Origin of the sequence: uncultured Phocaeicola sp. (assembly GCF_948499155.1) — a bacterium.
Taxonomy (GTDB): domain Bacteria; phylum Bacteroidota; class Bacteroidia; order Bacteroidales; family Bacteroidaceae; genus Phocaeicola; species Phocaeicola faecalis.
This window is the reverse complement of the sequence record NZ_CAOOSE010000037.1, coordinates 17,611-31,952: the sequence shown is the minus strand read 5'-3', so window position 1 is coordinate 31,952 and position 14,342 is coordinate 17,611. Positions and strand designations below refer to the sequence as shown.

Sequence of the window (14,342 nt, the reverse complement as noted above, 5' to 3'; positions counted from 1 at the left end):
AGCTGCCGTTTTAATGAAAGCCTCCGAGTCAGTCAAATGATTCGGAGGCTTCTTTATTTTTCTCCTCCTTTTTTTAGTAGGAGGAGAGTCTTTTCATATAGCTTGGAATGGGGGAAAAATTACATTCTGCTCATCTGTATGATATCGATTAAAATAGGTCGTAATCCACTTACAAAACATTCTACAGCGATAACCATCAGAATAAGTCCCATGAGGCGCATCATTACATTGTTTCCTGTTTCTCCTAGAATATTGACCAATCGTGTTGAAGCTCTTAATATAAGGTAGGTAATGAAATAAATCAAAGCAATCATTCCTACTAATATGCCCTTCATAGTCCATGTATTAGCATCATCCATTAACATGATGCCATTCGCAATCGCGCCCGGGCCACATAGCATAGGAATGGAAAGGGGAGTAATGGAAATATCATTTGCATAGGTTTTGATTTCTTCATCCTTTAGCTTTGTATTGGTAAAACGCGCCTGAAGCATATCGTAACCAATCTTTAATATTATAAATCCTGCTGCTATTCGGAAACCATTGGTGGATATACCGAAGAACTTAAAAAGAAATTGCCCGGAGAAAGTAAAGGCAAGAAGGGTTATAAACGAAATGATGGTAGCACGTTTGACGATGTGTTGTCGCTCTTCGTCAGACATTCCTTTAGTCATTGTTAAAAAGACCGGCATGGTACCCAGTGGGTTTGTTAATGTGAAAAATGAAGTAAAGCATAGCAATGCATACGGTAAAAGTGTATCCATGAGTGTTATTTTTTAGGTTATGCGCAAATGTAGTTTTTAATTAGCAGATAGCCCAATAAAGTAATGATATATTTTTGAAAGAAGATTTTTTATATAATAACTTTAGTGCATTTGCTGTATATTGGATTAAATTTTATCTTTGTCTCAGAATCTAACATCATCAAATGAACTACTATTACTTAATAATACTTGTGTATGCATGGTTCTTTGCAGGTGTGCAATCTGTTATTGCACAAGAAAATGTATTGCCGAATCACGAATACTATACAGAGGAATATATTACGAAAATTTATGTTGAGGAGCCCAAACGTGCTTTGGAATTGCTTGATGAAGCGGAGAATTTGAATAGCATGCCCTTGAATATTATAAATGATTTACGTGGCAGGGCTTATCGGAATATGTATATGAATAAATCTGCATTCGTTTATACTCGAAAAGCTTATGTTGCTGATTCTATTCAAGGTACAGATTCGTCTCATTTTTTACAAATGACGATAGATTTGGCTGAAGTTTCATTCTTATTGAGTTGGTTTGAGCAGAGTATGCGATATGCTACAGAGGGAATTGCCCTAGCACGTAAAAACGGAGATAAGAGAGCTGAAGGTAAATTATTATTTTGCTTGGGAGAAAATAAAAAGGTACTTGGCTTTAAAAAGGAAGGGTATGATTATTTTGATCAGGCAATAAATCTGGTAAAAGGAGAGAATGATGTGATTTCCATGCAGATGCTTTCTTATTTTTATGGGTTGAAAATGACTTATCTTCTTTCTGACGGTTGTTATGATAAAGTTCTTTTAATAGGATTGGAGCGTGAGAGCCTGATACATAGAATGGCTGCTTCCAAAGAGTATCCAGATTCATTTATTGATTTACAATATTCTTATGTATATGTCAAGCTTGCTTATGTAGCATTTAAGATGCAAAAATATGAAGAAGCTGATAATTATTTCAAGAAATATAGTTCAACAAAGGCTGCTTTGACTCCTGACGGTAAATGTGATGCTGCTCCCTATTTGCTTTTGACCAAGCGTTATAAGGAGGTATTGGAAAAATGTGAAGATTTTAAGAATGTTTTGAAAAGTCAAGATACTCTTAATCAACAATATTTAAGTGTTCTCCAAAAAGAAGTAGCAGCCTACGCAGGTCTGAATGACTTTAAGAAAGTGGCGGAATTACGCGAGTCTATTCTTAATATTGTCACTCATATGTATAGAGATGAAGTAAGAAATGCAGCTTTGGAGTTGGATGCAGTTTATAAGGTGAACGAAAGGGATAAACAGATAGCGAAGCAGGACTTTCGATTAAAGATGCATACCATATTTCTTTTTTTTGCAATCGGGTTTATTTTGCTGATGTCTTTTTTCCTTTGGAAAAGCTGGAAGTATAATCGTACTATCAAATCTAAAAATAAGGTGCTTGTACGCCTTATAAATGAACAGTTATCTCCAAAAGAGAATGATGAGATTGCGCCTGAGCCTTTATCGGATGAAAACCGGGAGGGGAAAACTTTATCAGAAAATGGTATGGAGAGGGAAGAAAATAGAGTATTGTTTAATAAATTGAATGAAACTATTCTTCATGAGAAATTATATTTGTTACCCAATTTATCGAGGGATGATTTGGCGAGAATCGTACATTTGAACTATGCTCGTTTTGCCAGAATGATAAAAGAAAATACAGGTGGTAACTTAAGTGGATATATAAATAATTTGCGCTTAAACCATGCTATTCAGTTGTTGAATGAGCATCCCAATTATACGATGAAGGCGATAGCGGAAGATTCTGGTTTCAACAGTATGCCTACTTTTAATAATCTGTTTAAGAAAAGAACAGGAATGACTCCTTTTGAATTTAAAAGTGCACAAAAAGAATAGAGTGTATAATTGCCTGATTATCAATGCGAAAGAACTATTATTTATATCTTCTGAACAAATCTTTATAAATAGAATGTTTCTCTAAATATATTTTTCGTATATGATTGTTTTTTTTGCATCGAAAACTATGTATAACGTTATTAGATGTAGAAAATGAATTATGTGGTATATCTGAGCCTATTATTAATATTCTTCTTAATTATAATTTTCATTTATTTTGCTAAAGCATATAGAAGATATCGTTCCGAATTGGATAGAACGTTGCTTGAATATCATTCTTATGTAGTAAAAATGGATGAATTGGAGAAAGAAAATATCCAATTAAGGCGTGAGCTGGCTATAGAGAAGAATACTGCAAAAGAAAGGGAAGAAAAATCAAATCAGCTTAAAGCTGCTTTCTTGGCTAATATAAGTCATGAGATACGCACTCCTCTGAATGCCATTGTCGGGTTCTCTAATCTATTGATAGAGTCAAGAGATGCTTCAGAGCGGAAGCAATATTCACAAATAATCAATGCAAACAATGAATTATTGCTTAATCTTGTTGATAATATATTGGATTTAGCAAAGATTGAATCCGGTTATGTCTGTTTACATGTTTCGTCTTTTAATCTTTCAGAACTTATGAGGGAGATTGCTATGAAATGTGAATCCAGAGTGAATGATAAGGTAAAAGTTATTGTTAAAAAGCCGGAGAATGATTATTGGGCTGAATTGGACAAGAAGCGTGTTACACAGATTCTAGAGCATTTTGTAATGAATGCATTAAAGTATACTTCGCAGGGACATATTAAAATTACTTATGAGGTGAAGGAGACAGCAGTTATACTAAGCGTTACAGATACCGGTTGTGGAATTCCTTCTAATAAATTGAATAAGGTGTTTGACCGTTTTGAAAAGGTGGACTCTTTTGTTCAGGGAATCGGCATCGGATTGTCTATTTGCAAATCGATGGTAGAACAAATGGGAGGCCGTATAGGGGTTGAATCGGAGCTAAATGTAGGAAGTAAATTCTGGATTGAAGTACCCTGTCATCCTGTTTGCTGCAGTAAGGAGAAAGACAATGCATATTTGATGTCACAGAATTAATGCCGTGTTCGGGGAGGTAGTCTGAAAAAATAAAACCTCACTAAATTAACATCTAGCGAGGCTTTATTCCTTTTACATGGAATTTGTGCGCCTGATAGGACTCGAACCTACACGTCTCACGACACCAGATCCTAAGTCTGGCGCGGCTACCAATTACGCCACAGGCGCGGCAATCCTTTCGGTAAGCGGTTGCAAAGGTAATGCTTACTTCTGAAATAACCAAATTATTTTATCATAAAATGCATATAATCCTTTATCGTTCGTGATTGTGTAAATATTCACGTGCAGTTTCAATAATAGTATCAATTCCTTTGTTGTAATCTTCGGAGGTGATATCCACTTTTTTATCCGGTTTAATACCGAACTCCAAATGTTTCATGTTCGGGTCATACATCGGGCTTGCAGAGAAGCGGACAGACCAACCATTGGGGAGCTCGGAAGAGAAGGGGAGACCTGAACCGCCACCGGTTTTGTCGCCGATGACGGTGACTCTGTCTAATTGTTTCATGCGGTTTACAAAATCATTGGTGGCACTATATGACCGGCGATTGGTCAATATGACGGTATGTTTCTGCCAACGTACACGATCCATAGGTGGCTCAAGATATACGGCTTCGGGGGTGGAGAACTCATTATGACCGGGGCCGGTTTTGTAGGACATATAGCCTATCAGTTTTTTTTCGTTGGTAAAGCGTTCTGCCAGTTTCTCGGCAGTAGTGAGGTTGCCTCCTCCGTTATTGCGGACGTCAAGGATTAAGCCATTGCAGATGGCCAATTTGCTGAGAATTTGATCCAGATTGCCGGAACCGATGCCCGACTGGAAACTTCCACAATATACATAGGCTATATTATCTTCTAAAATCTGATATTTAAGTCCTGAGGCAGTATTATAATCCTTTCCTAAATAGCGACTTTGGATGCTATCATCAAAATTGCGCGGATAACTGTCATACCACTCCCGATATTGGGAGGTACGATCTTTTGAAACCAGATTGACATGTCCGTCCCGCAGTTCATTTAGCATTTCCGATAAAACATCGAAGAGTTGTTCATTACTCATGCCGGGAGTGAGCCGATTCTTATAGTCGGAATGGATTTTATTCCAATCTAATCCGTATTCCTGATTCTTATATTCTAGAAAGCAATAGTGTTCGTCAATGATTTTCCATAAAGCTTCGAAGTTTCCATCGGGAGAATCATTGAAAGTATCTTCGGTGATGCAGGAAGTGCCTGAGAGAAGCATCAGGAGGAAGATAGCAAGGTGTTTGAATATTTTCTTTATCATATACAGTTTAATATGGGCTGACCTTTGGGGACATTCCTACTTTATTTTTGTTTTTTATCAGATAGAAATTCTTCACAAAGCCCAGCATGAATACATGAGACCAAGTGTGACTTTTCAAGTGATTGACTTTGGCCTGCTGAATATCACAAATATATCCTGCCCGCACATTCATGTTGCCTATAGGAAAGTCGAGTGTGAGCAGTTGGCGAAGTGCCGGTTGATTGTGCAAAGAGGTGAAAAGAATATTTTTTCCTCCATGCTTCAAATTGAAAATCTCATAATAAGATTGTCCATATTCAGGTGAAAACATAAGTCCCATCAAAGGCACGTTGGCCTGATAACGTGCTATCAGGGGATAGTTACCGATGTGAAAACGGTAGATAACCATGCCGGAGCCTGCAATATTCACATACGCTTTGGCTTGTGCGGGATTGTTGGAGTTTCTTGTGTTATATACAAATCCTCCGTTCAAGTCAATCATGGGGCCGGCAAGGATTTTCAGGCTTTCTGTCAGCTTGAACTGATAGTGCCAAGCATAATTCCAGTTGATTAGTCCTGCCAGTTCACTGCCTGTTTCGGCTTTATTGTCTGTCAGTGACAGATTAATCTGAAATAGACTTTGTGCAGATACGTTGCCGTCCAGTAGTTTGGTCATTCTCATACTTTCTCTCAGGATGCGAATCTCAGGACCGGTATATTCTACCGGAGAGAGATAGGTGTCGAGGATATTAGTATACCCTGCTCCATAGAGGGTAGCCCGCATGACGTATCGGTTTGCCTGCAAACTGTCTTCTTGTGCTTTAGTCCCAAGAATAGAGAGCGATAGCAACAATAATAAGATGATTCTTTTCATGGATTAAAATAGTTTCATTTGACCGGTTATCTCATCTATGATATCCGACTCACTTTTACCATGGTCAGGGTCTTCTATCATTGTCTCTTCGTTATTGTCGTTATTATCTTCTTCGTTTTCTCCCTCGTTATCTTCTTCTGCAGAAGTGGATTCGTCGGGGAAACGGACAGGGGGCAGCTCGTTGATGGATTCCACTGCATACGTGGTTATTCGTTTTCCTTTTGCTTTATAGCTTTTTACACCGATAAACTCTTCGACATCAATCTCCAGAGCTTCGCGGAAGCTATCGTGACCGCCAAAGATGATTTGTACGCGCGGATAGACGATGCTGGTCAACAGAATCAGGCGGCTGTCTTTGTTTTCGCCTAGGTAGTTGAGCTTCTTGGAAGTCGCTTCAAAGGTGAATCGCTTTAAATAAGGATAGCCTTGTTGGTCAGCGTCATAGAGTGCTGCCGACCAGACTTTGTTGGCATCGAATTTTTCAATTACACGGATTCCCGGGTCATAATGATTGTTCAAGTCAAAGTTAGTGGTATAGAACTCTCCGTTGTCCTGAACTATCAAAATGAGGTCGTCACTTTGGAATTCTCCAAGGTATTGGCCACGCTCGTCATAATTCAGTCGTAAGACGTCATGGTCAAACCACACTTTACGCCCTCCCAGAGTAGAGCCGCCACGCTGCTTCAAAGCAATCTTATGTACCTCATATTTACTCAGGATATTACCCATGGACTGGCGTCCCTTGATATTGATATCACTGAAATCTTTTTCATAGATTATCTTCTTGATGCGCGGATTCGGTTTTAGTGTTATCTTGATGACTTCTGCTTCACCGTTAGGGTTAGCCGTGAAATAGATGATACGCGAACCGGGAGCTCCCTGAGTCACATCGTATTCGCGGTCACGGGTAATTGAAGTGATATTGAACCGCTTTATATAATGGAATCCGTCTTTACCATCGCGATATACCACATTGTAAATGGTGCGTTTGTCGTTCTTTTTGAAAACGTTTACGTATAATACGTTTTTACCGATAAACATCTTGTCGGCTACACGGACCACTTTGTATTTTCCGTCTTTATAGAAAATAATCACATCATCAATATCCGAGCAATTGGCCACAAACTCATCTTTCTTCAGGCTTGTGCCGATGAAGCCCTCCTCGCGGTTGATATAGAGCTTCTCGTTGGCTTCGACTACTTTTGCTGCCTCTATGGTATCAAAATTGCGCAGTTCTGTGCGTCTCGGATAATTTTTGCCATATTTTTCTTTCAGCATTTCATACCAATTGATGGTGTAATCGACGATATGTGCAAGTTTATCATTAATGTCTTCTATCTCTTCTTTGATGCGGGCGATGTTTTCATCCGCCTTGTCTTTATTGAATTTTAGGATACGCGCCATTTTGATTTCCAACAATTTCAGGATGTCCTCTTTGGTCACTTCCCGGATGAATTGCGGATAGAATGGAGTCAAACGTTCGTCAATGTGTGCACAAGCGGCATCCATGTCTTCAGATTGTTCGAACTTTACGTCTTTGTAAATACGTTCTTCGATGAATATCTTTTCAAGAGAAGCAAAATGAAGATTCTCCAGAAGTTCGCCTTTGCGTATTTCCAGTTCCTGGCGAAGTAGCGACAATGTATTGTTCACTGATTTTTTCAATACGTCACTGACAGTGAGGAAGTGCGGTTTGCGTGCATCAATCACGCAGCAGTTGGGCGATATGCTGACCTCACAGTCTGTAAATGCATATAAGGCATCCAGTGTTTTGTCGGAAGATACTCCGGGAGCGAGGTGTACCAATATTTCTACTTTTTCTGCCGTGTTATCATCTACCTTACGGACTTTTATCTTCCCTTTTTCAACAGCTTTCAAGATGGATTCTATCAGTGACGAGGTTGTTTTTCCATACGGAATTTCCGTAATGGCCAGCGTCTTGTTGTCCAACTTATTTATTTTAGCGCGTACTTTCACCACCCCGCCACGCTCTCCGTCATTATAACGGGATACATCGATAGAACCTCCGGTTTGGAAATCAGGGTATAGTTTAAACTCTTCTTCGCGCAGATAGGCGATAGACGCATTGCATAAATCGTTAAAGTTATGCGGAAGAATCTTTGAAGAAAGCCCTACGGCAATGCCTTCCACTCCCTGAGCGAGAAGAAGTGGAAACTTGACCGGTAGTGTGATAGGCTCTTTGTTCCGACCATCGTATGAAGATTGCCATTCGGTGGTTTTGGGGTTAAAGACCACGTCAAGGGCAAACTTTGAAAGTCGGGCTTCAATGTAACGGGGAGCTGCTGCACCGTCGCCGGTCAGAATGTTGCCCCAGTTTCCCTGGCAGTCAATCAACAAGTCCTTTTGTCCTAATTGCACCAGTGCGTCACCGATAGAAGCGTCACCGTGAGGATGGAACTGCATGGTGTGGCCTACAATGTTGGCCACTTTGTTATAACGCCCGTCATCCAATCGCTTCATGCTGTGAAGGATACGTCTTTGAACCGGTTTAAGCCCGTCATTGATATGAGGAACGGCACGTTCCAAGATGACATAAGAAGCATAATCCAAGAACCAGTTTTGATACATGCCACTTAATTGGTGCTTGACAGATTCATTCTTGGTATCTGCAGGCCGATAGTCTGAATGTTGGTTTTCCACTACGGGAGTATTTTCATCGTTCTGTTCTTCTTTATCGATAATATCTTCGCTCATATATATTTAAATTCCTTAATGTTCTGCTGATATGCACGCAAAAATACGATTTTTATTGAAAAAAATCATTTACTTTGCACATTATTTCGTCCTAATTAAGGGACGACAACAGGAAAAACAACAAAAGTGTAAGAATAAACATAAAAGGAAAATGGCACAAGAAGATGTTTTTAAGAAATTAGTTTCTCACTGTAAAGAGTATGGTTTTGTATTTCCGTCAAGCGATATTTATGACGGATTAGGTGCTGTCTATGATTACGGTCAGATGGGAGTAGAGTTGAAGAATAACATCAAACAATATTGGTGGCAGAGCATGGTTTTATTGCACGAAAATATTGTAGGTATTGATTCGGCAATCTTTATGCACCCTACTATCTGGAAAGCATCGGGACACGTTGATGCTTTCAATGATCCCTTGATTGATAACCGCGACTCGAAGAAACGCTATCGTGCCGATGTCTTGATTGAAGATCAACTGGCTAAATACGACGATAAGATAAATAAAGAAGTAGCCAAAGCTGCCAAGAAATTCGGAGAAGCTTTTGATGAAGCTCAGTTCCGCAGCACCAATGCGCGTGTGCTGGAGCATCAGGCTAAACGCGATGCGCTCCACGAACGTTTTGCAAAAGCATTAAATGATAATGATTTGAATGAACTCCGCCAGATTATTTTGGATGAGGAAATCGTTTGTCCTATTTCGGGTACAAAGAACTGGACAGAAGTGCGTCAGTTCAATCTGATGTTTACTACCGAAATGGGTTCTACTGCTGATGGTTCAATGAAGATTTATCTTCGTCCTGAAACGGCACAGGGTATTTTTGTGAATTATCTTAATGTGCAGAAGACAGGCCGTATGAAGATACCTTTCGGTATTGCCCAGATTGGTAAGGCGTTCCGTAACGAAATCGTTGCCCGTCAGTTTATCTTCCGTATGCGTGAGTTTGAACAGATGGAGATGCAATTCTTTGTAAAACCGGGTACCGAACTTGATTGGTTTAAGACATGGAAGGCAACTCGCTTGAAATGGCATAAAGCATTAGGATTTGGCGATGACCATTATCGTTATCACGACCATGATAAATTGGCTCATTATGCTAATGCTGCAACGGATATTGAATTCCTGATGCCTTTCGGATTTAAAGAAGTGGAGGGTATTCATAGCCGTACTAATTTTGACTTAAGCCAGCACGAGAAATTCTCGGGTAAAAGCATCAAATATTTCGATCCGGAATTGAACGAAAGTTATACTCCGTATGTTATTGAAACATCGATTGGTGTAGACCGTATGTTCCTGAGCATCATGAGTGCTGCTTATACAGAAGAAAAGTTGGAAAATGGCGAAACTCGTGTCGTTCTGAAATTGCCTGCAGCATTGGCACCGGTAAAATTGGCTGTTATGCCGCTGGTTAAGAAGGATGGCTTGCCTGAAAAAGCGCGTGAAATCATGGATAATTTGAAGTTCCATTTCCATTGTCAATACGATGAAAAGGACAGCATCGGTAAGCGCTATCGCCGTCAGGATGCTATCGGTACTCCTTATTGTATTACGGTGGATCATCAGACACTCGAAGATAATTGTGTGACATTGCGCAACCGCGATACTATGCAGCAGGAACGTGTCGCTATTTCGGAACTGAACAATATCATTGCCGATAAAGTAAGTATAACAAGTCTGTTGAAGACTCTGCAATAATTAATAATGTATGAATAAAAGTATTCTTTGGCTGATTAGCCTGTTGTTTGCCGCTTCTTTTGCTGTTGTTTCATGTAGTGAGTCGGATGGTGAAGAAAATCCTTATGCAAACTGGCAGGAACGTAATCAGAAATATTTGGACTCCATTGCGGCTGAGGCAAAAGCGAATCCGGGCGAATGGAAAATCATCCGTTCCTATAAACTTCCTCCTTTGGGCTTGAATGAGCAGGGAAAAGTGAACGAGTATGTTTATTGTAAGATTATAGACAACGGAGAAGGAGAAAGACCTCTGTTTACGGATACTGTGGCGGTTAATTATCGGGGCAAGTTAATAAACGGGACTGTTTTTGACCAAAGCTATAAAGGAGAATTGGATCCGAGCACTGCTGTTCCGGCCGAATTTGCAGTGAGTCAGGTTATCGTTGGGTGGACAACAGCTCTTATGAATATGACCGTAGGCTCCAGATGGGAACTTTATATTCCTTCTGAACTTGCTTATGAAGAAACAGGGAGCGGTTCGATACCGGGCTATTCTACCTTATTTTTTGATGTGGACTTGGTGAAGCTTATTCCTTTGGCATCAAAAGGTAAAAGTGTGGAGCCGGCCTTGGATGCTGAGTGATGTAGGAATCTTTGAATAGAAGATTTGAAGCACGGGAAATATATCAAAGCGTATAAATAGTAAGGGTGTGTTAAAATGACAGTTGCACTGGAATTTTGACACACCTTCTTTATTTATATATGCTTGGAGCATGGAAGGGTAATCTTGCTTTTTATTGTTTGATGGGGTGAATGAATATGAATCTGGCTCCCTGTGTGTACGAGGTGTCCACCATCACCTTTCCTTGTAAGAGTTTGGCTATCAATCGGCAGATATGTAAACCGAGTCCTGTACCCTGCACAAAAGAGTCCAGCTTTTCAAAACGTTCAAATATGACTTCTGCTTTATCTTCAGGAACACCAATGCCGGTATCCGTTACAGAAAAAATGACCTGTTGCTGACTTTCGTCAATATCATAGGATAATACAATCTCTCCCTTAGTGGTGAATTTGGCTGCATTTGTTAGGAAGTTGGTGAGCACTTGTTCCACACGGACTGCATCCGTCTGTAAAATAAAGTCCTGATTGCTCTCTCGAAAATACATCTTGACATCCTTTGGACAACGATGTTTCACGCTGTCTATGGAGATATTGCACACGGCTTGCAAGGAACAAGGTTGTTGGTTGAGTTTGATTTCGCCTGACTCCATTTGGGCTATATCCAGAACATCTCCTACCAGTGTAAGTAACAACTCGCTGTTACTGCTGATTAATTCCGCATAGTTTGTCCATTCTTCTTGTTGCTCTTGTCTGGCACTTTCGGCCATGATTTCGGTAAAGCCTACTATGGCATTGAGTGGAGTGCGTATCTCATGACTCATGTTTTGGATAAAGAAAGTCTTTAAGCGGTTGGCGCTTTCAGCCTGGTCGCGTGCAGTGGTCAGCTCCTCTTGTGTCTGTAGCAAAGTCGCCTGTTCCTCTTGAAGTTTTTGCTTGGAGTGTTGCAGACTGCGGGCAAGCTGCCGGGTGTGGTAATACAGCCATAATGCAATGGCCAACAGACAGAGTAAGACCGTGATGGCTATAAATGTGATATGAATAATGAGCCGGCCGGAGTCTATTTCGGCTTGCTTCTTTTCCAGTTCCAATTGTGCATTCTCGGCTTTAAGCTCGTTTACATCATAAAGGATTTGCAGTTCCTTGTATTTTTCTGTTGCTTTCAGTTTGTTATATTCCTCTAGATAAGCATTGTATTCTGTTGTTGATTGCAGCAGGGTTGCTTTATCATTGACTGCCTTTGCTGCTTCTATTGTAAATTGCAAAAGCTCCATCTTCTGTTTTCGGTTATTATGATTGCTATATACCTTTTTTATTATGGGTAAAACTTGTGCGTATTCTTTTTTGGCTATTAAATAGTAGATAAGTGGGCGCTGTGACTCCTCGAAATCCTTTGCTACGTTCTTGTTTCGTAAAGTGATATCGATAATTTGTTGATAGTAATATTCAATTTCTTCGGGAGAAAGGCCCGGATAATTTCTGAGTATACGCCTATAGCAATTGTAATACGCAATATCATAATTTCTGAATATACGGCCTTTGCTTTTATACTCGTGTTCCAGATGATGTATGATTTTTATCAATTCTTTATCAGTCTCAATTGCTTTTTGATATTGATGATTTTGAGTGTAAATGATAGCCAGTTGTGTGTAGTAAAGATTAGGTAAGACTTTTCTTCCGTCAGCCAGCAGTTTATTGATAAGTATATGCAGTTTCTCCAGATATTCGGTATAGAGTTCACCTGTTGTAGAATGAGACAGATAGAGGCATAAAGTATAAAGTTGCTTTATTTCATCATACAGGTTGGACTGTTGCACTCCTTGTTGATACTCTTTTATGAGTCTTTGTAATGTTTGGATTTTCTCAGCTTCCGGAGCAGTGCGGGTTTTCAGAGAAACTTTGTTTATTTCAATAAAGGTAATGGCTTCGTCTCTTTCATTGCTTTGCGGAAGGGCTTGAGTGTTTTGAAGACATAGGTTCATTAATGAATCATTATTCGTACTCATATTGCAGCAGGTGCGGAGCACATCCAGTTCGGTAGATACGTCATTGGCTCTTGCGGCGGTTGAAAACAAGAGTGCGATTGTTTCAGTTCTGTTGCCTTTGCTGGTTGAAATGTCGAACAGGTGATAGAGGATGGGAATACTGTCTTGAGGGGTTTTCACTAAGGACAGTTCATGCACAAGACTATCCTTCACAGCATTCAGGTTTGCTGCGGTCATAGTAGAAAGACAACACGCTACTATAAAAAATAATATAACCTTTACCCTTCCCAACAAGTTTTATTATACTTGCACAAAGATAAAGATTATATTAAAGTTTTAAAGGATATTTTCGAGAAAAAATATCTTATCCGATATTTTTCACTTTTATCAGGTATTCTGCAATCTGTACAGCGTTCAGTGCCGCACCCTTCTTGATTTGGTCGCCTACAATCCAGAAGGTCAGTCCATTCTCATTGGCCAAGTCTTTGCGGATGCGGCCAACGTAAACAGGATCTTTACCTGCCAGGAACAAAGGCATGGGGTATTCTTTCTTTTCAGGATTATCCATCAATACCAAGCCTTCTCCTTTGGCGAATGCTTCGCGGGCTTCTTCCGGTGAGATGGGACGTTCTGTTTCCACCCAGATACTTTCGGAGTGAGAGCGGAGTGCCGGAACGCGTACACACATTGCGCTGACTTGAATGTCTGAGTGCATAATTTTGCGTGTTTCGTTGAACATCTTCATTTCTTCCTTGGTATATCCGTTATCTGTAAAGACATCAATTTGGGGAATCAGATTGAATGCCAGTTGATAAGCAAATTTATCCACGGTGACAGGCTCATTGGCCAATACCTGACGATATTGTTCATATAATTCGTCCATCGCGGCTGCACCTGCTCCGCTGGCAGCTTGATAAGTAGCGACATGCACACGTTTTATGTGTGAAAGGTTTTCGATGGCTTTCAGGGCAACTACCATTTGGATGGTTGTACAGTTGGGGTTGGCTATCACATTACGTGGACGGTTTAATGCGTCTTCCGGGTTCACTTCAGGCACAACCAAAGGTACATCTTCATCCATACGGTATGCGCTGGAGTTGTCGATTAATACGGCGCCATGCTTGGTGATGGTCTCACAATATTCTTTAGTGGTTCCGGCACCGGCTGATGTGAAAGCGATGTCAACACCTTTAAAGTCATCGTTGTGCTGAAGGAGTTTCACTTCTATCTCTTTACCGCGGAAAGTGTATTTTCGTCCTGCACTGCGTGAAGAACCGAACAACACCAACTCATCCAACGGGAAGTTTCTTTCATCGAGCACACGCAGGAACTCTTGTCCTACAGCTCCGCTCGCACCAACAATTGCTACTTTCATTTTGCTTTTTCCTTTTATAAATTAGTAATACTTTATCTTTTTACCTGCAAAGCGAGCAGGTTCAGATTGCAAAATTAGAACATTTTGGAATATAAATCAGTAAAAAAGAAAC

The 14,342-nt window shown here is 40.1% G+C and carries 10 protein-coding genes and 1 tRNA gene; 4 read left to right on the top strand and 7 right to left on the bottom strand.

Annotated features, from left to right (window positions below; all coding sequences use genetic code 11):
- Nucleotides 1–119: 119 nt before the first annotated feature.
- Nucleotides 120–764 carry a MarC family protein gene (locus tag QYT14_RS17560; RefSeq protein ID WP_237040682.1) on the bottom strand — a complete coding sequence of 215 codons (645 nt, stop codon included), beginning with the start codon at nucleotides 762–764 and terminating at the stop codon, nucleotides 120–122.
- 164 nt (nucleotides 765–928) lie between these two features.
- Here QYT14_RS17560 and QYT14_RS17555 point away from each other — a divergent pair, with 164 nt between their 5' ends.
- Together QYT14_RS17555 and QYT14_RS17550 are read left to right on the top strand one after the other, a co-directional pair.
- Nucleotides 929–2,638 carry a response regulator transcription factor gene (locus QYT14_RS17555; RefSeq protein ID WP_289307502.1) on the top strand — a complete coding sequence of 570 codons (1,710 nt, stop codon included), beginning with the start codon at nucleotides 929–931 and terminating at the stop codon, nucleotides 2,636–2,638.
- 249 nt (nucleotides 2,639–2,887) lie between these two features.
- Nucleotides 2,888–3,727 carry a HAMP domain-containing sensor histidine kinase gene (locus QYT14_RS17550; protein WP_289307143.1) on the top strand — a complete coding sequence of 280 codons (840 nt, stop codon included), beginning with the start codon at nucleotides 2,888–2,890 and terminating at the stop codon, nucleotides 3,725–3,727.
- 86 nt (nucleotides 3,728–3,813) lie between these two features.
- On the opposite strand, the gene QYT14_RS17545 is transcribed toward QYT14_RS17550, so the two are convergent.
- The 4 genes from QYT14_RS17545 to QYT14_RS17530 form a co-directional block, all read right to left on the bottom strand.
- Nucleotides 3,814–3,895, bottom strand: a tRNA-Leu gene (locus QYT14_RS17545).
- An 85-nt stretch (nucleotides 3,896–3,980) separates the two neighbouring features.
- A complete protein-coding gene (locus tag QYT14_RS17540) occupies nucleotides 3,981–5,012 on the bottom strand; it encodes a S41 family peptidase (RefSeq protein ID WP_288326202.1) in 1,032 nt (343 codons plus the stop codon).
- Nucleotides 5,013–5,019: 7 nt separating this feature from the next.
- Nucleotides 5,020–5,865 carry a DUF3316 domain-containing protein gene (locus QYT14_RS17535; protein ID WP_288326200.1) on the bottom strand — a complete coding sequence of 282 codons (846 nt, stop codon included), beginning with the start codon at nucleotides 5,863–5,865 and terminating at the stop codon, nucleotides 5,020–5,022.
- Between the two features lie 3 nt (nucleotides 5,866–5,868).
- The gene (locus QYT14_RS17530; protein WP_288326196.1) at nucleotides 5,869–8,580 is read right to left on the bottom strand and encodes a DNA gyrase/topoisomerase IV subunit A; all 2,712 of its coding nucleotides are present in this window, start codon (nucleotides 8,578–8,580) and stop codon (nucleotides 5,869–5,871) included.
- A 151-nt stretch (nucleotides 8,581–8,731) separates the two neighbouring features.
- Here QYT14_RS17530 and QYT14_RS17525 point away from each other — a divergent pair, with 151 nt between their 5' ends.
- Together QYT14_RS17525 and QYT14_RS17520 are read left to right on the top strand one after the other, a co-directional pair.
- The gene (locus QYT14_RS17525) at nucleotides 8,732–10,273 is read left to right on the top strand and encodes a glycine--tRNA ligase (RefSeq protein WP_237040688.1); all 1,542 of its coding nucleotides are present in this window, start codon (nucleotides 8,732–8,734) and stop codon (nucleotides 10,271–10,273) included.
- A 10-nt stretch (nucleotides 10,274–10,283) separates the two neighbouring features.
- Complete coding sequence (locus QYT14_RS17520) at nucleotides 10,284–10,895, top strand: FKBP-type peptidyl-prolyl cis-trans isomerase (protein WP_237040689.1); 612 nt, start codon at nucleotides 10,284–10,286, stop codon at nucleotides 10,893–10,895.
- A gap of 151 nt (nucleotides 10,896–11,046) precedes the next feature.
- Here QYT14_RS17520 and QYT14_RS17515 read toward each other — a convergent pair whose 3' ends face one another.
- Together QYT14_RS17515 and QYT14_RS17510 are read right to left on the bottom strand one after the other, a co-directional pair.
- Nucleotides 11,047–13,092: a HAMP domain-containing sensor histidine kinase gene (locus QYT14_RS17515; protein ID WP_288326194.1), complete on the bottom strand. Its 2,046-nt coding sequence runs from the start codon at nucleotides 13,090–13,092 to the stop codon at nucleotides 11,047–11,049.
- Nucleotides 13,093–13,219: 127 nt separating this feature from the next.
- Nucleotides 13,220–14,230, bottom strand: coding sequence for an aspartate-semialdehyde dehydrogenase (locus QYT14_RS17510; RefSeq protein WP_237040691.1), 1,011 nt, complete (start codon nucleotides 14,228–14,230; stop codon nucleotides 13,220–13,222).
- Nucleotides 14,231–14,342 lie beyond the last annotated feature (112 nt).